Annotated in this window: 23 protein-coding genes; 16 read left to right on the top strand and 7 right to left on the bottom strand. The window is 68.6% G+C overall.

The annotated features are described in order from the left end of the window. The first annotated feature begins 5 nt into the window (after nt 1-5). The 7 genes from H7F51_RS03110 to wecC all read left to right on the top strand — a co-directional run bounded on the left by H7F51_RS03110 (nt 6) and on the right by wecC (nt 7058). The gene (locus H7F51_RS03110) at nt 6-1265 is read left to right on the top strand and encodes a murein hydrolase activator EnvC family protein (protein ID WP_185662748.1); all 1260 of its coding nucleotides are present in this window, start codon (nt 6-8) and stop codon (nt 1263-1265) included. 98 nt (nt 1266-1363) lie between these two features. After that, the gene (locus H7F51_RS03105; RefSeq protein ID WP_185662747.1) at nt 1364-2713 is read left to right on the top strand and encodes a S41 family peptidase; all 1350 of its coding nucleotides are present in this window, start codon (nt 1364-1366) and stop codon (nt 2711-2713) included. 1 nt (nt 2714) lies between these two features. Then, nucleotides 2715-3194 (top strand): disulfide bond formation protein B, encoded by a 480-nt coding sequence (locus H7F51_RS03100; RefSeq protein WP_185662746.1) that lies wholly within the window; start codon nt 2715-2717, stop codon nt 3192-3194. A 1-nt stretch (nt 3195) separates the two neighbouring features. Next, nucleotides 3196-3711: a demethoxyubiquinone hydroxylase family protein gene (locus tag H7F51_RS03095; protein ID WP_185662745.1), complete on the top strand. Its 516-nt coding sequence runs from the start codon at nt 3196-3198 to the stop codon at nt 3709-3711. A 122-nt stretch (nt 3712-3833) separates the two neighbouring features. Continuing rightward, nucleotides 3834-4358, top strand: a complete 525-nt coding sequence (locus H7F51_RS03090; RefSeq protein WP_185662744.1) for a hypothetical protein — start codon at nt 3834-3836, stop codon at nt 4356-4358. Nucleotides 4359-4639: 281 nt separating this feature from the next. Further along, nucleotides 4640-5773 (top strand): non-hydrolyzing UDP-N-acetylglucosamine 2-epimerase, encoded by a 1134-nt coding sequence (gene wecB, locus H7F51_RS03085; RefSeq protein ID WP_185662743.1) that lies wholly within the window; start codon nt 4640-4642, stop codon nt 5771-5773. Further along, nucleotides 5757-7058: a UDP-N-acetyl-D-mannosamine dehydrogenase gene (wecC, locus tag H7F51_RS03080; RefSeq protein ID WP_185662742.1), complete on the top strand. Its 1302-nt coding sequence runs from the start codon at nt 5757-5759 to the stop codon at nt 7056-7058. The genes wecB and wecC overlap by 17 nt, the downstream gene beginning before the upstream one ends. A gap of 368 nt (nt 7059-7426) precedes the next feature. Here wecC and fabI read toward each other — a convergent pair whose 3' ends face one another. Genes fabI through H7F51_RS03065 form a run of 3 tightly spaced genes read right to left on the bottom strand, consistent with a single transcriptional unit; the run spans nt 7427 to nt 10275 of the window. Beyond that, complete coding sequence (gene fabI / locus H7F51_RS03075; RefSeq protein WP_185662741.1) at nt 7427-8230, bottom strand: enoyl-ACP reductase FabI; 804 nt, start codon at nt 8228-8230, stop codon at nt 7427-7429. Continuing rightward, on the bottom strand, nt 8227-9282 hold the full coding sequence (locus H7F51_RS03070; RefSeq protein WP_185662740.1) for a YihY/virulence factor BrkB family protein: 1056 nt from the start codon (nt 9280-9282) through the stop codon (nt 8227-8229). The genes fabI and H7F51_RS03070 overlap by 4 nt, the downstream gene beginning before the upstream one ends. A gap of 36 nt (nt 9283-9318) precedes the next feature. After that, the gene (locus H7F51_RS03065) at nt 9319-10275 is read right to left on the bottom strand and encodes a DnaJ C-terminal domain-containing protein (RefSeq protein WP_185662739.1); all 957 of its coding nucleotides are present in this window, start codon (nt 10273-10275) and stop codon (nt 9319-9321) included. 170 nt (nt 10276-10445) lie between these two features. Here H7F51_RS03065 and pdxH point away from each other — a divergent pair, with 170 nt between their 5' ends. Both pdxH and H7F51_RS03055 read left to right on the top strand, forming a co-directional pair. Beyond that, nucleotides 10446-11063: a pyridoxamine 5'-phosphate oxidase gene (gene pdxH, locus H7F51_RS03060; RefSeq protein ID WP_246447690.1), complete on the top strand. Its 618-nt coding sequence runs from the start codon at nt 10446-10448 to the stop codon at nt 11061-11063. A gap of 8 nt (nt 11064-11071) precedes the next feature. Beyond that, nucleotides 11072-11992, top strand: coding sequence for a cation diffusion facilitator family transporter (locus tag H7F51_RS03055; RefSeq protein ID WP_185662737.1), 921 nt, complete (start codon nt 11072-11074; stop codon nt 11990-11992). A gap of 92 nt (nt 11993-12084) precedes the next feature. On the opposite strand, the gene H7F51_RS03050 is transcribed toward H7F51_RS03055, so the two are convergent. Continuing rightward, nucleotides 12085-13245, bottom strand: a complete 1161-nt coding sequence (locus H7F51_RS03050; RefSeq protein ID WP_246447688.1) for a serine hydrolase domain-containing protein — start codon at nt 13243-13245, stop codon at nt 12085-12087. Nucleotides 13246-13262: 17 nt separating this feature from the next. On the opposite strand from H7F51_RS03050, the gene H7F51_RS03045 reads away from it, so the two are divergent. Then, a complete protein-coding gene (locus H7F51_RS03045) occupies nt 13263-13625 on the top strand; it encodes a hypothetical protein (protein ID WP_246447686.1) in 363 nt (120 codons plus the stop codon). Between the two features lie 13 nt (nt 13626-13638). Here the strand turns inward: H7F51_RS03045 and mnmA are convergent, their stop codons facing one another. Further along, a complete protein-coding gene (gene mnmA / locus H7F51_RS03040) occupies nt 13639-14796 on the bottom strand; it encodes a tRNA 2-thiouridine(34) synthase MnmA (protein ID WP_185662943.1) in 1158 nt (385 codons plus the stop codon). Nucleotides 14797-14930: 134 nt separating this feature from the next. On the opposite strand from mnmA, the gene H7F51_RS03035 reads away from it, so the two are divergent. From H7F51_RS03035 to H7F51_RS03010, 6 genes are all read left to right on the top strand, one after another. Further along, nucleotides 14931-15302 (top strand): hypothetical protein, encoded by a 372-nt coding sequence (locus H7F51_RS03035; RefSeq protein ID WP_185662736.1) that lies wholly within the window; start codon nt 14931-14933, stop codon nt 15300-15302. Continuing rightward, nucleotides 15299-15598, top strand: coding sequence for a CtrA inhibitor SciP (gene sciP, locus H7F51_RS03030; protein ID WP_185662735.1), 300 nt, complete (start codon nt 15299-15301; stop codon nt 15596-15598). Before H7F51_RS03035 ends, sciP begins: the two co-directional genes overlap by 4 nt. A gap of 264 nt (nt 15599-15862) precedes the next feature. Then, nucleotides 15863-17047, top strand: coding sequence for an efflux RND transporter periplasmic adaptor subunit (locus H7F51_RS03025; RefSeq protein WP_185662942.1), 1185 nt, complete (start codon nt 15863-15865; stop codon nt 17045-17047). Between the two features lie 16 nt (nt 17048-17063). Further along, on the top strand, nt 17064-20258 hold the full coding sequence (locus H7F51_RS03020; protein WP_185662734.1) for an efflux RND transporter permease subunit: 3195 nt from the start codon (nt 17064-17066) through the stop codon (nt 20256-20258). 38 nt (nt 20259-20296) lie between these two features. After that, nucleotides 20297-21514, top strand: coding sequence for a DUF445 domain-containing protein (locus tag H7F51_RS03015; RefSeq protein WP_185662941.1), 1218 nt, complete (start codon nt 20297-20299; stop codon nt 21512-21514). Further along, nucleotides 21514-21765, top strand: a complete 252-nt coding sequence (locus H7F51_RS03010) for a ribbon-helix-helix domain-containing protein (protein WP_185662733.1) — start codon at nt 21514-21516, stop codon at nt 21763-21765. Before H7F51_RS03015 ends, H7F51_RS03010 begins: the two co-directional genes overlap by 1 nt. A 236-nt stretch (nt 21766-22001) precedes the next feature. Here H7F51_RS03010 and H7F51_RS03005 read toward each other — a convergent pair whose 3' ends face one another. Further along, complete coding sequence (locus tag H7F51_RS03005) at nt 22002-22244, bottom strand: hypothetical protein (protein WP_185662732.1); 243 nt, start codon at nt 22242-22244, stop codon at nt 22002-22004. Nucleotides 22245-22321: 77 nt separating this feature from the next. After that, nucleotides 22322-23605 carry a UDP-N-acetylglucosamine 1-carboxyvinyltransferase gene (murA, locus tag H7F51_RS03000; protein ID WP_185662731.1) on the bottom strand — a complete coding sequence of 428 codons (1284 nt, stop codon included), beginning with the start codon at nt 23603-23605 and terminating at the stop codon, nt 22322-22324. Nucleotides 23606-23775: the final 170 nt, after the last annotated feature.

The following is a 23775-nucleotide window of genomic DNA, read 5'->3' as shown; positions in this document are numbered from 1 at the left end:
CGCCGATGCGCCGCGCGCCCGCTCTCGCCCTTGCCGTCCTGGCCGCCACCGGCGCGCTGGCGCTCGGCTGGTCCGCGCTTGGCAGCGCGCAGGAGGAAGCTGCCCTGACCAGCGCCGGTGACGCCCGCCGCGCTCTTTCGGAGGCGCGCAGCCAAGGCGATGCCGCCCGCACCCGCGCCGAGCAACTCGAACTTCAGGCCGCCGCCGCCGGGGCCGCCGCCGAAAAGAGCGCCGCCGAGGCCGCCGCCGCCGCCGCCCGCATCCAGCAGGCCGAGGCTGCCATCGCCGCCCGCCGCGCCGCGATTCTCCTGATCGACCGCCAGCAGGACGCGATCGCCGCCCGCATCGCCGCGCGCCAGCAACCCTTGTTGCGCCTCACCGCCGGGCTCCAGCGCCTCGCCCGGCGCCCACTCCTCCTCACCCTGTTCCGCCCCGGCTCGGTGCGCGACACCATGCACGTCCGCGCGGTCATGGCCACGATCCTGCCCGAGGTTGCCCGCCGCACGCGCGGCCTGCGCGGCGAGCTTGACCGCGCCCGGCTCCTGCGCGCCGCTGCCGAACGCGAAGTCACCGCCCTCAGCGCCGAGACTGCCGATCTCGGCCAGCGCCGCGCCGCCTTGGCCGAAACCGAAACCCGCCAGCGCCTCGCCGCCCGCCAATCGGCCGGCGTGGCCGACCGCGAGGCCGAACGCGCCCTGGCCTTGGCCGAGCAGGCCCGCGATCTCGGCGCCCTCGCAGACCGGCTCGGCGAAGCCGGCAAGCTGCGCGACCAGCTTGCCGCCCTGCCCGGCCCGGTCATGCGCCCGGCCGTTCCCGGCGCCGCGGCCCTGCCGGTGCTCCCGCCCGAACCGCCGGTCCTCGCCGCCCATCCCCGGCCCGCTTTCGTCCTCCCGGTGCAGGGCCGCATCGTCGCCGGTTTCGGCGAGGCGCAGCAGGGGATGCAGACCCCGGAAACCCTCAATGGCGCCCCCCGCTCGCGCGGCGTCTCGATCGCGGCCGGCCCTGGCGCCCAGGCCGTCGCCGCCGCGCCCGGCCGCATCGCCTTCGCCGGGCCCTACCGGGGCTATGGCCAGATCGTCATCGTCGATCACGGACAGGGCTGGACCAGCCTCGTCACCGGCCTCGCCGTGCTCGGCGTCTCCGTGGGCGACACGGTCGTCGCCGGCTCCCCGCTCGGTACGGCGGGGCAGGGACGCCCGGTGGTCAATTTCGAGCTTCGCCAGGACGGGCAGCCGGTCAACCCGCTCGATTTCGCGAAGTTCTGACCGGAATTAATCCTTCTCGCCCCGCCATCTGGCATTCATCGCGCGCCCGCTATACAACCGGGGGGCGAACTCCCGCGCGAAAGGCGCTGACAAACCTGATGAACTTGCGTTCCCTCTCCCGTGCCGCCGTCCTGCTCACCACTGTCGCGCTGCTGCCGGCCACCACGGCTGGCCTTGCTGCGGTCGATGGCCGCGCCGGGCCGGAGTTTGGCCGCCTGTTCACGGTCTACCAGCTGATCAAGGCCAACTATGTCGAGCCGGTGGACGACGACAAGCTGATCAAGGGCGCGATCGACGGGATGCTGACCTCGCTTGATCCGCACTCATCCTATCTCGAAGGGTCGAGCCTGCAGCGCCTCGATACGATGATCGAGGGCAACTATTCGGGCCTTGGCCTCTCGGTCGTGGCCGATGACGGCGCGGTCAAGGTCGTCGCCCCGATGCGCGGCAGCCCGGCGGAAAAGGCCGGGGTCAAGGCGGGGGACTATATCACCCACCTCGACGGCAAGCTGATCTATGGCCTCGATCTCGACGAATCGGTCGGCCGGATGCGCGGCCCCGCCGGCACCTCGATCCGCCTCACGATCTACCGTCCGGGGCGCGACGAGCCGTTCGACGCCACGGTCACCCGCGGCGTGATCAGCCTCGAGCCGGTTACCTCCAAGCTGGTCGACAATGTCGGGGTCATCTCGGTCAACGAATTCTCGGCCGAGGTCGGCAGCTACGTCAACCAGGGCCTGGCCACGCTCAAGCGCCAGTCGGGCGGCAAGCTCGCCGGGCTGATCCTCGATCTGCGCCAGAACCCCGGCGGCTCGCTTGACGAGGCCGTGCTCCTGTCGGACCTGTTCCTTTCCTCGGGCGACATCGTCTCGCAGCGCGGCCGCAATGCCAGCGAAAACGAGTATTACCGGGCCGAGCAAACCCCGTTCAAGGGCGATGCGGCCAAGGGCCTGCCGATCATCGTGCTGGTCGATGCCGGCTCGGCCTCGGCCTCCGAAATCGTCGCCGGCGCGCTGCAGGACCAGCACCGCGCCCTGATCATGGGCGAGCGGACCTTCGGCAAGGGCTCGGTGCAGAGCCTGATCCGCCTCGACAAGACTCACGCGGTCAAGCTCACCACGGCGCGCTACTACACGCCCTCGGGCCGCTCGGTGCAGGAAGGCGGGATCGAGCCCGACATCCGCGTGCCGCAGATCTCCGACCCCGACCAGCGCAAGCGCTCGGCCCTCGCCTTCCGCGAGAGCGACCTGCGCGGCCACCTCGTCAACGAGGTCGATCTCGACGACAAACAGCTGGAAAACGACAAGCAGCCCGATCCGCGCTTCAAGTGGACCGCCGAGGAGCTCAAGACCAAGGGGATCGACGATTTCCAGCTGTGGTACGCGCTGAACACGATTCGGCGCACGGCGGGCATGCCCAGCCCCATGCCGGCGACCAAGGCGAAGTAACATGGCGCCTGACCTGTCCCGGGCCCGCCTGCTGGCCCTGCTCGTTCCCGCTGCCCTGCTCGGCGGCGCCTATACCTCGCAATATGGTTTCGGCCTGTTCCCCTGCGAGATGTGCTGGTGGCAGCGCTATGCCCATTTCGCCGCCCTGCCCTTCGCGCTCCTTGCCTTCGCCCTGCCGAAAGCGCGCTGGCCCATCGCCCTCGCGGCCCTCGCCATCGCCGTCTCCGGCCTGATCGGCGGCTATCACGCCGGGGTCGAATATGGCTGGTGGGAAGGCTTCACCACCTGCACCAGCGCGGTCCAGCTCGGCGGCAGCGGCGACCCGCTCGATGCGATCATGAACAAGGCCCCGCTGGTCTCATGCGACCAGGCGCAGTGGACCCTGTTCGGGATCTCGCTGGCGGGCTTCAACTTCGCCATCTCGCTCGGCGGCGCCCTGCTGGTTGCCGCCCTGCTGCGGCGCTCGGCCAAGGAATCCTGAGATGAGCAAGGCCCGCTCCGCCCGCATGCTGCGCGTCGACCAGGCCGGCGAATATGGCGCCGTGCGGATCTACGCCGGCCAGCTCGCGGTGATGGGTGATCGCGCGCCGCACTCGCAGGAAGTTGCCCGCATGGCCGCGCAGGAGGCCGAGCACCGCGCCACCTTCGACCGCCTGCTGGCGCAGCGCGGCGTGCGCCCCACCGCGCTGCAGCCGCTGTGGTCCGTCGCCGGCTTCGCGCTCGGCGCGGCCACGGCGCTGATGGGTCCCGAAGCCGCCATGGCCTGCACCGCCGCGATCGAGACCGAGATCGACCGCCACTACACCGAGCAGCTCGAGGAACTGGGCGGCGACGATCCCGAACTCGGCGCCCTGATCGAGAAATTCCGCGACGAGGAGCGCGAGCACAAGGAGGCGGCCATTGCCGCCGGCGCGGAACAGGCCCCGGCCTACCCGCTGCTCTCCGGCGCGATCCGCCTCGGCTGCCGCCTCGCCATTCGCCTGTCCGAGCGGATCTGATCGCGTCAAAAATCGCCGCGTTTCTTGATCTCTCCCAAGGCGGAGGGAAACCGCAAGCTTCATCTACCGTTCAAGCCCAGACGGGCCTATGTTGCATTCAGTCCAGACCGGGAGCCTTCCCCATGCGCGCCTTTACTGCCCTTCCGCTCGTCGCCCTCGCGGCCCTTTCGGGCCTCGCCGCCCCCGCCCAGGCGCAGGACGCGGCCGGTGAGAAGGTCAACACCGTGATCGTCTACGGCGATGATCCCTGCCCGGCCTCGACCGGCGGCGAAATCACCGTCTGCGCGCGCAAGGCCGAAAGCGAGCGCTACCGTATCCCGCCCGTCCTGCGGGAGGAAAACTCGACCCACTCGGAAGCCTGGAACAGCAAGGTCCTCGCTTACGAAACCGTCGGCGCCGCCGGCACCAAGTCGTGTTCGCCGGTCGGCCCGGGCGGCTCGGTCGGCTGCACCCAGAAGATGATCGACGCGGCCTACGCCGAAAAGAAGCAGGAAAGCGAACCCGGCTTTGCCGAGCTGATCTCGCAGGAACGAGCCAAGCGCGCCGCTACGGTCGACGCCGACGCCGCCGCCACCCAGGCCCGCGTCGAACAGGTCGAGCGCGAACAGGCCGCCCGCGCCCAACAGGAAGCCGCCGCGAAGCCCTGAAATCGGGATTGCCGCTTTTTCTTCCCGCGAAGCGGACCAAGAATCTCGGAAGAACAAGGGATTATGCAGGGGTCAAAACCCCTGCACCCCATTACTGTCAGCCTCTCCCGCTTATGCCATGCCGCATGAGCCCGCTGAGTAAGCCAATTAAAGGGGTCTGGGGCGATGGCCCCAGGGCTTCATCCTTCTGTTCTTCCAGAAAATTATTCCGCTTTGCGGACGAAATTGCGCCCGCCAAGGCGGTTAGCGCCCCTTAACCTGTGCGTGCTATCGCGCTCGCCATGACCACGCGCACTCGCATCCTCGTCATTTTCGGCACCCGGCCCGAGGCGATCAAGCTGTTCCCGGTGATTGCCGCGCTCAAGGCTGATCCCCGGTTCGAATGCGTCACCTGCGTCTCGGCCCAGCACCGCGACATGCTCGATCAGGTGCTCTCGATCGCCGGGATCGTGCCGGATCACGATCTCGACCTGATGCGCCCGGGCCAGACGCTCGACGGGCTGACTGCGGCCCTGCTCACCGGCCTTGGCGGGGTGATGGACGCGGTGAAGCCGGACCGGGTGATGGTCCAGGGTGATACGGCCACGGCCATGGCCGGCGCGCTCGCCGCCTACTATCGCAAGCTCCCGGTCGACCATGTCGAGGCGGGGCTGCGCTCGGGCAACATCCACCATCCTTGGCCGGAGGAGGTGAACCGCAAGATCATCGGCTCGCTCGCCAGCCTGCACTTCGCCCCGACCGAGACCGCGGCCGGGGCGCTGCTGCGCGAGAACGTCGATCCCGCGCGGGTCCACGTCACCGGCAACACGGTGATAGATGCGCTGCACTGGGTGACGGACCGCATTGCCGAGCAGCCGCTGCTCGTCGCGGGTCTCGGCGAACTCGAAGCGCGCTTCGCCGGCAAGCGGGTGATCGGCGTCACCAGCCACCGGCGCGAGAATTTCGGCGGCGGGCTGGAAGCCATCGCCCGCGCCGTCGCCCGCATTGCCCAGCGGCCCGATGTCGCGGTGATCTTCCCGGTCCACCCCAACCCCAATGTCCGCGCGGTGATGGACGCGGCGCTGGCCGGCCTGCCTAACGTGGCGCTGATCGCCCCACTCGACTATCCGCATTTCGCCCGCCTGCTCGGCCTTGCCGAAATCATGCTGACCGATTCGGGCGGGGTGCAGGAAGAGGCGCCCGCGCTGGGCAAGCCGGTCCTCGTCATGCGCGAGACCACCGAGCGCCCCGAGGGGGTCGCTGCCGGCACCGCGCGCCTCGTCGGCACCGACGAGGGCCGTATCGTTACCGAAATATTTACCCTGCTCGACGATAAGGCGGCCTACGAAGCGATGGCCCGCGCTCACAACCCCTTCGGGGATGGCCAGGCCAGCGCCCGGATCGTGGAGCACGTGGCGAATGAAGCAGGACAATAAGCCCGAAGTCTGTGTCGTCGGGCTGGGTTACATCGGACTTCCCACCGCCGCGATCGTTGCCCGCGCCGGCTGCCGCGTGCGCGGGGTCGACGTCAGCCGCGAGGTGGTCGAGACGATCAATCGCGGCGAAATCCACATCGAGGAAGCCGATCTCGACGGGCTCGTCCACAATGTCGTCTCGCGCGGCCTGCTCACCGCTTCCACCCGGATCGAACCGGCCGACGTCTTCGTCATCGCCGTGCCCACCCCGTTCGACAAGAACCACGCGCCCGACCTCACCTACGTGATGGAAGCCGGCCGCGCCGTCGCCCCGGTGCTCAAGCCCGGCGACACGGTGATCCTCGAATCGACCTCGCCGGTCGGCACGACCGAGCAATTGCGCGACCTGATGGCCGAGGCCCGGCCCGACCTGCGCTTCCCCGGCCTCGTGTCCGACACGCCCGACGTCTCCATCGCCTACTGCCCCGAGCGCGTCCTTCCCGGCCGCATTCTCGAGGAACTGGCCGGCAACGACCGCTCGATCGGCGGCATCACCCCGCGCTGCGCCCGCCGCGCGCTCGCGTTCTACAAGCTTTTCGTCAAGGGCGCCTGCGTCACCACCGACAGCCGCGCCGCGGAAATGACCAAGCTGGTCGAGAACGCCTACCGCGACGTCAACATCGCCTTCGCCAACGAACTGTCGATCATCGCCGACCGAATGGGCCTCGACGTGTGGGAGGTGATTCGCCTCGCCAACCGCCATCCGCGGGTCAACATCCTCACCCCCGGACCCGGCGTCGGCGGCCATTGCATCGCGGTTGACCCGTGGTTCATCGTCCACGGCGCGCCCGAGGAAACCCCGCTGATCCGCACCGCGCGCGGGGTGAATGACAGCAAGATCCACCACGTTATCGCCCGGGCCGATGCCCTGCTCGCGGCCCATCCCGAAGCGCAGGTCGCCTGCCTCGGCCTCGCCTTCAAGGCTAACATCGACGATTTCCGGGAAAGCCCCGCGCGCCTCGTTGCCTCCACCTTGACGCGGCGCTATGCGGATCGCATCTCGATCGTCGAACCGTTCATTTCGGAACTTCCGGTTGAGTACCGCGATACCCCGGTCGGGCTGATCGACATCGATACCGCGCTCGAGCGCTGCGAGATCCTGATCGTCCTGGTCGACCACGACCTGTTCAGGTCGATCCCGCTGACCGAACGGCTCGGCAAGATCGTCTACGACACGCGGGGTATCTGGCCCGACCAGCCGAAGGCCGTGGACGCTTCGTCCGCAAGGCTTTCGGCCGTCGGCTGAGTTGAGTTTCCGGGCGGCGCCTCACCGCGCCGCCAGCCGGACTTCCGGCGGAACGTCGTGCATGGCTGCCTCCATCGAACGCGTTCCGTCGGGAGACCTACCCGAAGGCCCGGTGGCATGTCTGCCCCGGGCCTTCACTTATGCACAGGCACCCAAAACCTGTCCCGAAACGGGCCGGCTGGGATCGGCTAAATGAATAGGATAAAACGATGAATCCGGGGCCAGGTCCCCGGACCCCATACCGTCTCACGGCGCGCCCGTGGCGCGCAAGTCGTGCGCCCGCACGGCCCCATCGCCGGAAGATCGAACGGGGTGCAGGGGCGTTAACCCCTGCATTGATCCTTGATCTGAAACCGCGTCGCGGAAAATCAGCTTAGCGCGATATCCGGCGCATCTTCCTGCTTCATGCCCACGAGATGATAGCCCGCGTCGACATGGTGAGTCTCGCCGGTCACCCCGCTGGAGAGGTCGGAGAGCAAGTAGAGCCCGGCCCCGCCCACGTCTTCGATGGTCACGTTGCGGCGCAGCGGCGAGTTCAGCTCGTTCCACTTGAGGATATAGCGGAAATCGCCGATCCCGCTGGCGGCGAGGGTCTTGATCGGCCCGGCCGAGATCGCGTTGACCCGGATGCCGAGCGGCCCGCAGTCGTTGGCGAGATACTTCACGCTGGTTTCCAGCGCCGCCTTGGCCACGCCCATCACGTTGTAGTGCGGCACGACCTTTTCCGCGCCGTAGTAGGTCAGGGTCAGGATCGATCCGCCCGCCGACATCATCGGGATCGCCCGCTGGGTGACGGCAACGAGGCTGTAGGCCGAGATGTTCATCGTCATCAGGAAGTTGTCGAGCGTGGTGTCGTAATAGTGCCCGCGCAGCTGGTTCTTGTCGGAATAGCCGATCGCGTGGACGATGAAGTCGATCGTCGGCCAGCGTGCCTTCAGGATGTCGAAAGCCGAATCGAGCGCCGGCATGCTCGACACGTCGCACTCGATCAGGAAATCGCTGCCCAGCGATGCCGCCAGCGGGCGCACCCGCTTCTCCAGCGCTTCGCCCTGAAAGGAAAAGGCGAGTTCCGCCCCCTGCTCCGCCAGCTTCTGCGCGATGCCCCAGGCCAGCGACTTGTCGTTGGCAAGGCCCATGATCAGCCCGCGCTTGCCTGCCATCAATCCTGTCATTCCGTCCGTACTCCGCCGTTCCTCATCCGCGACTGCCGGTTGCGGTCATCCGCTTGCCCGATCATGTCGCGTTCCTCCGGTGTTTCAGCCAGGGCTGCATTGAGCTCGGCTCCGAATACCATCCCTAAGCCCACCAGCCAGAAAAAGAAAAGCGTGATCATCACGCCGGCAAGGCTGCCATAGGTCGCATCGTAGTTGAACAGGTGGCGGATCGCCCAGGGCAGGGCCATCAGCACCAGCACCCACCACACCGTCACGAACAGCGCGCCGGGCCACTTGGGATAGGCCCGCTTGCGGTATTGCGAGGGGGTGAGCGAAAGGAACAGCAGGTAGAGCGAGGCGAACAAGACCCCTGCGGGGATCAGCCGGGTCATCGCCACTTCGCCCGCGATCGGGTCGAGCCGGGGAAACCAGGCATAGATCGCCGTTTCCACCGCGCCGATCGTCACCTGCGCCATCAGCGAGAGCAGCAGCAGGATCACGGCGGCAAAGGTGATCCCGGTCGAGAGCAGGCGATAGCGCCAGAAGGCATGGGTCTGCTTCGTGCCATAGGCCCGGCGCAGCACGTCGCGGATCGTCTCGACCAGGCTGCCGACCGACCATATGCCCACCACGCCGCCGATCCACAGCAGCCAGCCGGTCCGCGCCTCGATCACGTCGCGCGCCACCGGGGCGATTGCCTTGGCCACGGCGGGCGGCACGGCCAGCAGGAAGGCGTTGATCGAAGCGGCGCGGTCGGCCTTCTCGCCGATCGCGGAAAAGACCGCGGCGGCGAGGATGAAGAACGGAAACAGCGCGACCACGGCGGTATAGGCGAGGTTCCCGGCATGGATGAAGCCGTCGTTCCACACCCCGGCCAGGGTCCGGCCCAGCACCTGCCGCACATGGGCGTGCCAGTCGCGGTGCCCGGCGACCTCGCTGCGGGTGACCGGCTCGAGCCCCTGTTGCCAGCGCTGGGCATGGCGGCGGCGCGCCTCGGGCGAAAGGTCGGGCGGGTCGAGCAGGGTCTGTTGGTCGGCTGCCCCGGCGCCGACGATCGGCCGTTCTTCCATTCAGGCGGTCCTGCCCGGTTGCCGTGCCATCAGGCTCTACACCCCGAGCCGGGCGCGCGGATTGCGTTCGTCCTGCCAACCGTCAAGCCGCCGGATCAGTTCCGCCCCGGCGGTCCCGTCAAGGTCGGGCAGGTCGATCTGCAGCGTCACCAACTGGTCGCCCCGGCTGCCGTCCTTGCGGCTCATGCCCTTTTCCTTGAGCCTGAGCGTCCTGCCGCTGGAAGAGCCCGGCGCCACGGTCAGCATCACCGCGCCGTCGGCGGTCGGCACCTTCACCTTGGCCCCGTTCACCGCCTCGGCGAGCGTCACCGGCAGGTCGAGCCGCAGGTTGTCGCCGTCCTGGCGGAAATGGGGATGGTGCTGGATCTCGATCACCACGATGGCATCGCCCGCCCCGCCCGGCCCCGGCTCGCCCTTTCCAGCCAGCCGCATCTGGGTGCCGTCCTCGACGCCCGCGGGCAGCTTGAGGTCGATGGTCTTGCCGTCGCCAAGGGTAATGCGCTGCGCCGCACGGGTCGCCGCATCGGTCAGCGAGACCTTGAGGCGATACTGCACGTTGGCGCCCTTGGGCGCGTGGCGTCGCCCGCCGCCCATGCCGCCCCCCATGCCGCCACCGCGCCCGCCGAACAGGCCCTCGAACAGGTCGGACAGGTCCGGGCCCTCGTGGCCGGCGCCGAAACCGGCCCCGCCGCCCCCGCCGCCGAAGCCGCGCTGGCCCGCCCCGCCGAACGGCCCGCCGCCAAACCCGCCCGCGCCGAATGGGCTGGCCGGATTGCCGTCGGCATCGATCTCGCCGCGGTCGAAGCGGGCGCGCTTGTCCTTGTCGGACAGGAGGTCATAGGCCTGGGTCACCTGGGCGAAGCGCTCGGCCGCCTTGGGATTGTCCTGGTTGCGGTCGGGGTGAAGCTCCTTGGCGAGCTTGCGATAGGCGGACTTGATGTCCTTCTCGCTCGCGCCGCGAGCCACCCCCAGGGTCACATATGGGTCTGCCATGGCCCCTAGCTAGGCGCCAGATCGGGCCGGCACAAGGGCGCGGAACGCGTGGTGCCTTTCCTACTCGCCCGCGCGCCGCTATGGACGGGGCCGAGGCCGCCGCCTGTCCGGGAAAGGATTTTCCAACCCCTGGGCAGTGTCAACTGTGTCAACTTCGTCAGGAAAATCCGTTGCAACCTGAACCGGCAGCCGCTCCCCTCGCTCATGGCGATCCCTTCGCCCTGTTCGATGCGTGGTACAACGAAGCGCGCGGAACCGAGCCCAACGATTCAAACGCCATGGCCCTCGCCACGGCCACGCCGAGCGGCCTGCCCTCGGTACGCATGGTCCTGCTCAAGGGTCACGGCCCGGATGGCTTCGTGTTCTATACCAATTCGCGCAGCCGCAAGGGCGGCGAACTGATCGCCAATCCGCACTGCGCCCTGCTGTTCCACTGGAAGAGCCTGCGCCGCCAAATCCGCATCGAGGGCGCGGTGGAGCGTGTCAGCGAAGAAACCGCCGACGCCTATTTCGCCAGCCGCTCGCGTGACAGCCAGCTCGGCGCGGTCGCGTCCGACCAGTCTGCCCCGCTCGAAAGCCGCGAAACCTTCCTCGCCCGCTTTGCCGAGGTCGAGGCCCGCTTCGCCGGCAATGAGGTCGAGCGTCCGCGCCACTGGTTCGGTTTTCGCTGCGTCCCCACCGCGATCGAGTTTTGGCAGGACCGCGAGCACCGCCTCCACGAACGCCGCCGCTATGTCCGCGATGCCGCCGCGCCCGGCGGCTGGACCAGCACGCTGCTCTATCCATGAGCGCGCCGATGACGCCCTCCGCCGCCGATAACGCCGCGCTCAACCGCAGCGCGGCCTTCGCCAGCATCGCCGTCGCCGCGCTGCTGCTGGGTCTCAAGGGCTGGGCCGCCTGGACGACCGGATCCGCGGCGATGCTCGGCAGCCTTGCCGATACCACGCTCGATCTCGTCGCCAGCCTCGCCACCCTCGCCGGAGTGTGGATCGCGGCGCACCCGGCCGATGATGATCACCGCTTCGGCCACGGCAAGGCCGAGGCGCTGGCGGCCATGTTCCAGGTCGTGCTGATCTCGATCTCGGCGCTGACGCTCGCCTTCCACTCGGTCCAGGAACTGATCGCCGGCGCGCGCACGGAAGCTGCGGGCGAGGGCATCGCGGTCTCGGCCGTGGCCATGGTGGCGACCGTCGCCCTGCTCGTCTGGCAGCGCCACGTCATCGCCCGGACGAACAGCCTCGCGATCTCGACCGACCATGTCCATTACCAGTCGGACTTGATGCTGAACCTCGCGGTGATCGCCGCCCTCGCGCTCGACCAGTATCTCGACGTCAAGGGTGCCGATCCGCTGTTCGGCCTCGCCATCGCCGGCTGGCTCGGCTGGGGCGCCTGGGGCGCCTCGCAGGACGCGATCGACAACCTGATGGACCGTGAATGGCCGCAGGAAAAGAAGGACCGCTTCATCGCGGTCATCGCCCGCCATCCCGAACTGCGCGGGGTCCACGACCTGCGCACCCGAACGGCGGGCAACCGCGACTTCGTCCAGTTCCACGTCTGGGTCGATGGCAAGATGACCGTCTCGCAGGCCCACGACGTGATGGACGAGATCGAGGAAAAGATCCTCGCCGAATTTCCGGGGATCGAGATCCTGATCCACCCCGATCCCGAAGGCCACGTCGATGGGGGGCTGGCCAGCACCAACGTGCTGGCGCGTTAGGTGCGTGCAGCGGTCTCGCCTGATGGCGTGACCTCGCGCGGGCCGGTGCCGCAAGCCCTCGATGGATCTCGAGGGCGCACCCCGACAATGACTCAACGAGCGGGGAAAAGCCCCACGATCGCGGCAAGGTGGTCGCGCACGGCGGGCACCTCGTCCTCGCGGCTTTCGCCCAGCCGTACCACGGTCAGCTTCTGGGCGGGCGAGACCAGCACATATTGCCCGGCGTGGCCGACCATGCCGAACAGGCTCTGCGGCGCCCGGCCGGGCAGGAGCACGGTCTCGCCATTCGCCTGCGGGCGGTTGAGCCAGAGCTGCCCGCCATAGCCCGGATTGCGCGGTGCGGGCGTGGTCATGAACTCCACCCAGCCGCGCGGCAGGATCTGCGCCCCCGCCACGGCCCCGCCGCTGCGCAGGAATTCGCCGAAGCGCGCCCAGTCCCGCGCCGTCGCCCAGACCATGGAGGAACCGATGAAAGTCCCGCCCGCGTCGAACTCGGCGGTCATCGACCTCATCCCCAGCGGCGCGAACAGCCGGGCCTTGAGATAGTCGGCCACGACCTGCCGCCGCCGCGCCGGATCGGCCCCTTCGGCAAGGACCCGGGCGGCCACGTCGGCGAGGATCACGCTGGTCGCGCTCGAATACTTCCAGGTCCGCCCGGGCTCGGCCTCGAGCGGCTGGGCCTCGGCATAGGCGGCCATGTCGTCGCGGCCGTCGGTGAACAGCATCCGCACCTGGTCGCTCTCGGCCCGGCGCGGCGCGCGCTCGCTGTGCCTCAGGCCCGAGCGCATCTGCAGCAGTTGGCGCAGGGTGATTTCCCCGCGCGGATCGCCGCTGCGCTGCCATGCCGGGATCGGCACGCTCTCGTCCAGGCGCAGCCGTCCGTCTGCCACCAGCAGGCCGGTGAGCACGCCGGTCACGGTCTTGGCCATCGACCAGCCGATCTGCCGCGTGTCGGCGGTAAAGCCCGCGCCGTAGCGCTGCGCCACGACTTTGCCGGCATAGACGACGACCAGCCCCCGCGTTTCCCCGGCCTTCGAATCGGCAAACAGTTCGTCCACCGCCCGCGCCAATGGCTCGCGCGCGATCCCCGGATCGGCGACAACCGCGGCCATGGCCTGATCGCTCAGCGGCTTATCCGCCGCCCCGCCGCCCGAACAGGCGGCAAGGGCTGGCAGGGCGGCAAGCGCAAGGATAAGAGGCAGGTGGCGCGGCGGCATTTGTCCGGACGGGATGATGGAGGCGCGCGAGGTCATGCGAAGAACGAGCGCCGATGGCAACTGCAAAGCAAAACCGATCCACTGGTCAGGGCAAGGGAAACCGGAAATGGAGCCGGCGGCTGACCGTTGCTGCCCTGCTCGCCGCCCTGCTGGTCGGCGCGCTCTACTGGGTGCCGCTGCGTCAGACCGCGCTGGCCGGAAGCGCGTTCGGGGCGCGGATCGCCTGTTCGTGCCGCTATGTCGCGGGCCGCGCCTTGTCCGACTGCCGGGGCGATTTCGAGCCGGGCATGGCCATGGTCATGCTGAGCGAGGACGAGGATGCCCGTGCGGTCACCGCGCGCGTCCCCTTCTTCGCCAGCCAGACCGCGACCTTCCGCGAAGGGCAGGGATGCGTGCTGGAGCCGTGGCGCGGCTGAGCGCCGGCCGCCCTCAGGCCGCGCTGGTTTCCTCGATCCAGCCGCCGCCGATCACCCGTTCCCCGGCATAGAGCACGGCCGCCTGCCCCGGCGCCACGCCATATTCCGGGCTGGCAAAGCGGATCACCGTCTCCGTCCCCTCGCCGAGCGGACCCTCCAGCGTCACCGGCACCGGCTTCGCCAGCGAGCGGACCTTGGCCAGCAGCGGGGCGTCAGGCAGCGGGCCGATTCGGTTGGTCTCGGTCAGCCGCGCCGCGCTCACTGCCAGCAGGCTGCGCGGGCCGACCAGTACCCGGCGCGCCGGCGCGTCGATCCCGGTCACGTACAGCGGTTCGGGCTGGCCGCCGATCTCCAGCCCCCGGCGCTGGCCGACAGTATAGTGAATCACGCCCTTGTGGTGGCCGAGCACCTCGCCGCTCGTCGCGTGGACGATCTCGCCCGCCGCCGCGCCCTCGGGCCGCACGGCGCGCACCACCTTGGCATAGTCGCCGTCGGGCACGAAACAGATGTCCTGGCTGTCCGGCTTGGCGGCCACCTTCAGCCCGGCCGCAGCCGCCAGTTCGCGTACTGCGCTCTTGGGCAGGCCCCCCAGCGGAAAGCGCAGGAAGTCCAGCTGCGCCTCGGTCGTGGCATAAAGGAAGTAGGACTGGTCGCGCGCCGGATCGAGCGCGCGGTGCAGCTCCGCCCCGGCCGGACCCGTCACCCGCCGCACATAGTGCCCGGTGGCAAGGCAATCGGCCCCGAGCTCGCGCGCCATGGCGAAAAGGTCGGTGAACTTGGGCCCCATGTTGCAGCGGATGCAGGGGATCGGGGTGCGCCCGGCAAGGTAATCGTCGGCAAAGCGCTCGACCACTTCCTCGCGGAAGGCGCTCTCATGATCGAACACATAGTGGGCAATGCCGAGCCGGTCGGCCACGGCCCGCGCGTCGCGGATGTCGTCGCCGGCGCAGCAGGCGCCCTTGCGTCCGGTCGCGGCACCGTAGTCATAGAGCTGCAGGGTCACGCCGATCACCTCGGCCCCGCTCTGCGCCGCCAGCGCGGCCACCACCGAGGAGTCCACCCCGCCCGACATGGCGACGACGATGCGCTTGCCGGCCAGGGTTCCATCGGCCGCCGGAGCGAGCTGGAACAGGGCGGCAAGGTCTTCGCCAACAGCAGTGGTTAAGGGCATTTCCATGACCTGCCCCATACACGCGGCCAGCTGAATCGCCAAAAACCGTGGTGTTGCCGCAAATTAACCATCCTGACCGGCAGGTAAAACCCGTCTTTACGGGACGTTGACCAAACGGGGTTATGACCTCCCTCATGCAGATGGGATATGACTTCGATGAAGGGCCCCGCGGCCCCGCACCCCTGCCGCGAATCGGCCTTTTCGCCGGCTCTGCGGTGGTGCGTGGCGAAATCGCGGCGGATGACCTTGAAGCGCGCCATCCGGACTGGATGGCCCTGCGCGCCCGCTTTTCCGCGATCCATGCACTGCACCATACCCTGGCTGCGTCGGGCGAATCGCTCCTCCCCGGCGGCGGCTTCGCCGCCTCGGGCGAAGCGGTGCTTCATGCCTGCCGGGAGCGCCGACCGGTCGTTAACCCTGTTTGTTCGGCCAATGGCAAAGACGAACGGGTCATCATGAAACCCGTCGCCGCTTCTCCCACACCCGGTGACCGAGGAATGCTATGATCGAGAACCAGAACATCCGACCGGCCATGGTCATCGGCCCGCTTGGCGAACCGCTCACGCTGGATTCGCTGCCGCCGCCCACCACCACCCGCTGGGTCGTTCGCCGCAAGGCCGAAGTCGTCGCAGCCGTGAACGGCGGCCTGCTGACAATCGAGGAAGCCTGCGAGCGCTACAACCTCACGCTCGAGGAATTCGCCTCGTGGCAGCGCGCGGTGGACCGTTCGGGAATGCAGGGGCTCCGCGTCACCCGCATCCAGCATTACCGCGATCTCTACGAACGCCAGCTCAAGTACTGAGCACGGCGCGGCAGGCGCCCGCGCTGCGCCACAGGACGGCCGGGCCGGCAAGGCCCGGCCGTTGTCGTTTGGCGGCCTGGTCGTGCCTTTCCCAGTTACCGCAAAGGTTTGGCTCTACGCAGGAACGCGCGGATTGCCATGCCGCAGTGCGGCGCCTATGTCTGCAAGGCCCGGCGCCTAGGCGTTCGGGGCAATGATCCGTGCCGCGATTTCGCGGAACGGACTGGGCCCGGCCGCCGCCTGGCCGACGGGGCGAGTGTGACGATGAATTACGAGGCGCGGATAGGGACGGACGGAATCGGGCAGGAAGTGCCCGTCGCCGCCTCGTGGGCTGACCGTGCCCGCCGCAAGCCATGGCTCGCCGGGCTGGTCGCGGTCCTGCTGCTTGGCGGCCTCTACTACTGGGCCCACCGCGGCGAGGATGAAGACAGCGCGGCCGATACGGCCCGCCAGGCCGCCACGGTCAGCGTGATCACGCCCGGCCGTGCCACGATTCCCGGGATCATCAACGTCACCGGCACCATTGCGGCCCGCCGCGAAATGCCGGTCGGTTCGGTCGGCGAGGGCGGCCAGGTGGTCGATGTCCGGGTCGAGGCGGGGGATTGGGTCCACCGGGGCCAGGTCCTCGCCGTGGTCGATCGTTCGGTCCAGGTCCAGCAGCAGGCCAGCCAGTCGGCCCAGGTCGAGGTCGCGGCCGCCAATGCCCGTCTCGCCCAGGCCAATCTCGACCGCGCCCTCAAGCTGGTCGATCGCGGCTTCATCTCCCGCGCGGACGTCGACCGGCTGACCGCCACGCGCGATGCCGCCGTGGCCCAGGTCAATGTAGCCCGCGCCCAGCTCGGCCAGCTGCGCGCCCAGGCGGGCCGCCTCAACATCCTCGCGCCGGAAGACGGTCTCGTGCTCGAACGCGGGGTCGAGCGCGGGCAGGTGGTCGGCGCCGGCAGCGGCGTGCTGTTCCGCATCGCCAAGGGCGGCGAGCTGGAAATTCTCGCCCGGGTTTCCGAAACCGATCTCGCCGGGCTCAGTCCGGGCATCCAGGCCAAGGTCACCCCGGTCGGGTCGAGCCGCAGCTTCACTGGACAGGTCTGGCAGGTCTCGCCGGTGATCGATCCCGCCACCCGCCAGGGCACGGCGCGCGTCGCGCTTGCCTATGCGCCCGAACTGCGCCCGGGCGGCTTCGCCAGCGTGGAGATCGCCAGCGGCACGGTGGTCGCGCCCAAGCTGCCCGAATCCGCCCTGATGTCGGACGCAAACGGCGCGTTCGTCTACGTCGTCGGCCCCGGCAACAAGGTGGAACGCCGCACTGTCAAGACCGGCACGGTCAGCGCCGACGGCATCGCCGTGATCTCGGGCCTGTCGGGCGGCGAGCGGGTGGTCCTGCGCGCCGGCGGTTTCCTCCAGCCGGGCGAGACGGTGAATCCCAAACCGGCCGCCGCCGCGGCGCGTTGAGCGGCAGGGCGATCCGATGAGCCTGCGCAACATCTCGGCCTGGTCGATCCGCAACCCGGTCGTTCCGCTGGTGATCTTCGCCGGGCTGATGCTGATGGGCCTCGTCAGCTTCGCCCGGATGGAGGTGCAGCAGCAGCCAGACATCGAATTCCCGATGGTGATCGTCACGATCACCCAGCCCGGCGCCGCGCCGACCGAGATCGAGAAACAGGTCACCCAGCGGATCGAATCCGCCGTGCGCTCGGTCTCGGGGGTCCAGTCTATCAGTTCGACCGCGTCCGAAGGCCAGAGCCTGACCATGATCGAGTTCCAGATCGGGGACGACATCATCGAGGCGGTAAACGAGGTCAAGAACGCGGTCGACCAGGCCCGCGGCGACCTGCCGGACGGGATTCTCGAACCCTCGGTAATCAAGGCCCAGACTTCGTCCGAGCCGATCGCCTATTTCGCCGTCTCGGCCGACGACATGACCCTCGAGCAGCTCTCGTGGTTCATCGACGATACCGTGGCCAAGCGCCTGCTCTCGATCGACGGCATGGCGACGGTCGGGCGCGGCGGCGGGGTCAACCGCGAAATTCTCGTCACCCTCGATCCGGCGCGAATGCAGTCGGCCGGGGTCACGGCGGCCCAGGTCAACACCCAGCTGCGCCTGCTCAACACCAATGCCGCCGGCGGCCGGGCCGAAATCGCCGGTTCGCGCCAGTCGGTCCGCGTGCTCGGCAATGCCGCCGATGCCTATGAACTGTCGCAGACCCAGATCCCGCTCGGCGGCGGGCGCACGATCAAGCTGGCCGACGTGGCGACGGTGCGCGACAGTCAGGCCGAGGTCACCTCGATCGCCAAGATGAACGGCAAGCAGGTCGTCACCTTCGGCATCACCCGCGCGCGCGGCGCCTCCGACGTCAGCGTCTACGACGCGACCGAGGCCGCCCTGCGCGATATCGAGAAGGCCAATCCCGGGATCAGGTTCACCAAGCTGGTCAACACGGTCGACTATACCAAGCGGCAATACGAAAGCTCGATGTCGGCCATGGTCGAAGGCGCGGTCCTCGCCGTGGTCGTGGTCTTCTTCTTCCTGCGTGACTGGCGGGCAACCGCGGTTTCGGCCCTTGCCATCCCGCTCTCGGCCATTCCCACCTTCTGGTTCATGAGCCTGCTCGGCTTCACCCTCAACCAGATGTCGCTGCTCGCACTCGGCCTCGTCGCGGGCGTGCTGGTCGACGACGCGATCGTCGAGATCGAGAACATCGTGCGCCACATGCGCATGGGCAAGACCGCTTACCAGGCCTCGATCGACGCGGCGGACGAGATCGGCCTCGCGGTCGTCGCCACCACCTTCTCGATCGTCGCGGTGTTCCTGCCGGTGGGCCTGATGCCGGGCGTCTCGGGGCAGTTCTTCAAGAACTTCGGCCTGACCGTGGTGGTCTCGGTGCTGATGAGCCTTGCCGTCGCGCGGATGATCACGCCGATGGTCGCGGCCTATTTCATCAAGGCGCATGGCGAGGCCGAACATGCCGGCGGGGCGTGGATGGACCGCTACCTCAAGGTCCTGCACTGGTCGCTCGATGCCTCGAAGGCCGAAGCCTACCGTGCCCGCCACCGGGGCGCCGCCGGGCACCTGACTATTGGCCAGCGCCTCGCCGCCCGCCTGCGCGATCACCGCGTGGCAATGATCGGCATGGCCCTCGGCGCCCTGCTGCTGACCGCTTCGATGTTCTTCATCGTCCCCTCGCAGTTCTTCCCCGACGAAAATGGCAATATCGCCCAGGTCCGGGTCGAGATGGTCCCCGGCACCACCCTCCGGCAGACCGAGCAGGTCTCCGGCGAGGTCGCCGGGCTGCTCCGTGCCCGGCCCGAGGTGGAATCCGTGCTCGAGCGGATCTCGGAAGGCTCGGCGCGCGTTTTCCTGGTCATGCGCAAGGACCGCGACAAGAAGCTGGTCGAATTCCAGCGGGAAATGACTCCGAGCCTGCAACAGATCCCCGATGCCCGGGTTACCTTCCAGTCCATGGGCATGGGCGGCGGCGGGGGCAGCGGGCGGCCGATCTCGGTCATGCTCGCCGGCACCGATTCGCGCCTGCTCGAACAGACCGCCGCCACCCTCGTCGAACAGATGAAGGGCATTCCCGGCGTAGTCGCCCCGCGCGTCTCGGCCGACATGCGCCGGCCCGAGGTGGTCATCACCCCGCGCATGGACCTTGCCGCCAGCCTCGGGGTCACCACCCAGGCGATGAGCCAGGCAATCCGCATCGCCACGATCGGCGAGATCGACCAGAACGCCGCCAAGTTCTCGCTGTCCGACCGGCAGGTGCCGATCCGGGTGCGGATGCCCGAATCGGCCCGGCGCGATCTCTCCAACATCGCCAACCTGCCCGTGCCGACGGCTAGCGGCGGCACGGTTCCCCTCTCGCGCGTGGCCGACATCGCCTTCGGTTCGGGGCCCACCTCGATCCAGCGCTACAACCAGCAGCGCCGCGTCTTCATCGGGGCAGATCTCGCCCGCGGCGTGATCAAGAGCGATGCGATGACCGCGATCAATGCCCTGCCGGTCATGAAGAACCTGCCCGCCGGGGTCACGAACACCCTGTTTGGCGAGGACCGCTGGCAGAACGAGATGATCGTCAACGCCGCCTTCGCCGTGGTGGCCGGGATCCTGCTGGTCTTCTCGGTGCTGGTCCTGCTCTATCACCGCTTCGTCTCGCCGCTGGTCAACATGGGCTCGCTGTTCCTCGCCCCGCTCGGCGGTCTGATTGCCCTGCTGATCACTGGCCAGCCGATCTCGATGCCGGTGATCATCGGCATCCTCATGCTGTTCGGCATCGTCGCCAAGAACTCGATCCTGCTGATCGACTTCGCGATCGAGGAAATGGCGGCCGGCAAGTCCAAGTTCGAGGCCGTGGTCGAAGCCGGCCACAAGCGCGCCGTGCCGATCGTGATGACCACCGTGGCGATGACCGCCGGCATGGTCCCCACGGCGGTCTCGCTCTCGGGCGATGCGGCCTGGCGCGCGCCGATGGGCATCGTCGTGATCGGCGGCCTGATCCTGTCGACCGCGCTGACCCTGCTGATCGTCCCGGCCGCCTTCAGCCTTGCCGACGGCTTTGAAAAGCGGGTCGGCCCGCTGCTGCGCCGCCGGTTCCTGACCTTCGAGCCGCACCACGCCCTGCCCGCCCAGGCTGACCGCCCAGACGCGCAGCTCCCGGCCGAGTGATCGCGACCGCAGCAATCGCCCCCGATCGCGCCCGGACCATGCGCCGGGTGGCAACCGGCCTGCTGGTCGCCATGGCCAGCCTGTTCCTGCTCGCCCGCCACATGGCACCGGCCCATCCCGGTTGGGGCTGGGCCCTGTCGTTCGCCGAGGCGGCCATGGTCGGCGGACTGGCGGACTGGTTCGCCGTCACCGCCCTGTTCCGTCATCCCCTCGGCCTACCGATCCCGCACACCGCGATCATCCCGGAAAACAAGGACCGCATCGCCGATTCGATGGCCGCCTTCCTGCGTGCCAATTTCCTCACCCCCCAGGTTGTCGCCCGCCGCCTCGGGGCGATGAACCTGGCCGCCATGGCGGGGGACTTCCTCGCGGCTCCGCGCGGCGGCCCCTCGCGCTTGCGCGAAGGCGGGGCCGATCTCCTCGCCGACGTGCTCGAAGCGCTCGATCCCGAACAGCTTGGCGCCATGGTCAAGGGCGGGCTCCGCACGCAGCTCGAAAAGCTCGACCTCGCCCCGCTGCTCGGCCAGATGCTCGCCGCCGCCATTGCTGACAGGCGCCACCTTGCCGTGCTCGAAAGCCTGCTCCACTGGGCCGGCCTCACGCTCGAGGCCAACGAGGGCATGATTCGCGCCCTGATTCACGACCGCGCCAACGCCGTCCTGCGCTGGACCGGGCTCGACGAACGTCTCGCCAATGCCATCCTCGACGGGCTCTACAAGCTCCTCGCCGAATGCATGGTCGATCCGAACCACCCTCTGCGCCGCAAGGCCGAGGAAGGTCTCGAAACCCTCGCCCGCGATCTCGCTCACGATCCCGCCACTCAGGCCCGCGTCGCCGCGCTCAAGGGCGAACTGCTCGCCAACCCGGCCATCGCGGCATGGCTCGACGCGATGTGGGAGCGCCTGCGCGCCGCCAGCTTGCGCGCCCTGCGCGATCCGTCCGGCGCCCTCTCCGGCCCGATCGGCGAGGCTATCGGCCGTGCCAGCGGCGAGTTGGGCCAAGCCCTGCGCGACGACCCCCACCTCCAGCGCCTCGTCAACCGCTTCGCGCGCCGCACCCTCGTCGGCACGGCTCACCGCTATGGCGACCAGATCGTCCGCCTCGTCTCCGAAACCGTCAAAGGCTGGGACAGCTCAACCGTCACCACCCGGATCGAAGGCGCCGTCGGCCGCGATCTCCAGTTCATCCGGATCAACGGCACCCTCGTCGGCGGCAGCGTCGGCCTCCTCCTCCACGCTGCGGACGTCCTGCTGTGATGGACGACGACGACCTCTTCCACCCGCCGGTCAAGCGCTCGGTCGAAATCGCCGGCCACAAGACCTCGATCAGCCTCGAACCTCTGTTCTGGGACATGCTCCACGCCGCCGCCGAGGCCGAGGGCCTGCCGATCAACGCCCTCGTCGGCAGGATCGACTCCGAACGCATCGTCGCGCCCACGCCGCCCGGCCTTGCCGGGGCGGTGCGCTGCTGGCTCGTGGCGCGCCTGCAAATCCGCGAAGCGGAATAGATTTCGGGAAGAAAGAAAGTGGGAAGTCCTGGGGCCCCTTCGGCTGGCCGGCAGGCCGGCCGCTCAGGGTAAACTAAGCCCCAGACCCCGGACCTGTCAGCCTTGCGGTGTCAGTTCAACGCGGCATGGATTCGCAACGGCAAAGAACAGGGGTGCAGGGGTATTAGCCCCTGCATAAACCCTTCTTTCTAAAACAATTTTTTAATGCGCTTCGCGAACGAAAAACGGCGCGATCATCAATAGGTGCCCGGCGGATCGCTGGCCGGGAAGCTTTCGTCGCTGGCTTCGTCGGTCTTGTCCCACTCGGGCGGATCGGACCGCATTCCCTGCGGCCCGGCGTGGCGGACCTTGGTGAAGTTGGCGCCGTTGGTCTCACCGTCGGCGAAAGCGACATGGCCTTCGTGTTGTCGCTGGTGGGTAGCGTAGCGATAGAGCGCGTAGGCAGCGGCGCTGACACACGCGAGCTTGAACAGGGCCATCGGAATACTCCTCGAGGCTGAAGGGCTTTCATTCCATCAACGCGCGAGGAGGTCAGTCAGGTTCCCGGGTTCCGCGTTTAATCTCCGCCAACCCGCTCGATCTGCGCGCCGACCAGAGCCAGCTTTTCCTCCAGCCGCTCATAGCCGCGGTCGAGGTGGTAGAGCCGGTGGACCTGGGTCTCGCCCTCGGCGGCAAGGCCGGCGATCACGAGGCTCATCGAGGCGCGCAGGTCGGTCGCCATCACTTCGGCCCCGGTCAGTTTGCCCACCCCGTGGACCACGGCGGTGCGGCCCTTGGTCTCGATGTGCGCGCCCATGCGGTTGAGCTCGGGCACGTGCATGTAGCGGTTCTCGAAGATCGTCTCGGTCAGCACGCTGGCCCCCTCGGCGCGGCACAGCAGGGCCATCAGCTGGGCCTGCATGTCGGTGGCGAAACCGGGATAGGGCGCGGTGGAGAGCGTGACCGCCTTGAGCGGGCCGTCGGCGGCGACATAGATCCCGTCTGCCCGCGGCTCGACGATCACCCCGGCGTCGCGCAGGGCCTGGACGGTCGCCTCCATCTCCTCGATTACCGCGTGCTGCAGGGTCACCTCGCCCCCGGTGATGGCGGCGGCGCAGGCATAGGAGCCAGCCTCGATCCGGTCGGACATGACCCGGTACGTCGCGCCGTGCAGGCGCGGCACGCCGTGGATGGTCAGGTCGGAGGTGCCGATCCCCTCGATCTGCGCGCCCATCGCGACCAGCAGGCGGCACAGGTCGACGATCTCGGGCTCGCGAGCGGCATTGTGCAGGGTCGATTTGCCCTTGGCCAGCACGGCGGCCATCAGTGCGTTCTCGGTCGCGCCGACCGAGACCACCGGGAAGGAATAGCGCCCGCCCGGCAGGCCGCCATCGGGAGCAATCGCGCGAACGTAGCCGGCGGCCAGTTCGATTTGTCCGCCCAGCGCTTCAAGCGCCTTGAGGTGCAGGTCGATCGGGCGGTTGCCGATGGCGCAGCCGCCGGGCAGCGAAACGGTCGCCTCGCCCATCCGCGCCAGCATCGGCCCGAGCACGAGGATCGAGGCACGCATCTTGCGCACCAGTTCATAGGGCGCCACGGTCGAGGTCATCCGCGTGGCGGCGAGGGTCATCACCCGGCCAAAGTCCTCTGGCCGCGAACCAGCGATCGTCGTGGTCACGCCGAACTGGTTGAGCAGGTGCTGGAACCCGTCGATGTCGGCCAGCCGCGGCAGGTTGCGCAGGGTCAGCGGCTCGTCCGTCAGCAGGGCGCACGGCAGCAGGGTCAGCGCGGAATTCTTGGCTCCGGAAATCGGCAGCGTGCCCGAAAGCCGCTTGCCCCCCTCGATGATGATCTTGTCCATCCCAGCCGTGTAGTGGGCTGCGTCCCGTCCCGCAATAAGCCGGGCGCGTCCCCCGCCACCTTTCGCACGGCTGCAACCTTGCGGGCGCAGGATTGAACTGCCTCCGGCATTCTGCTTAGCTGCAGTGCAGCGCGGGTCGCGATGGCAATAACCTTTCTGCTCAGGGGCTT

It is taken from the genome of Novosphingobium flavum, from assembly GCF_014230315.1.
Classification (GTDB): domain Bacteria; phylum Pseudomonadota; class Alphaproteobacteria; order Sphingomonadales; family Sphingomonadaceae; genus Novosphingobium; species Novosphingobium flavum.
This window is presented reverse-complemented; position numbering and strand designations above follow the sequence as displayed.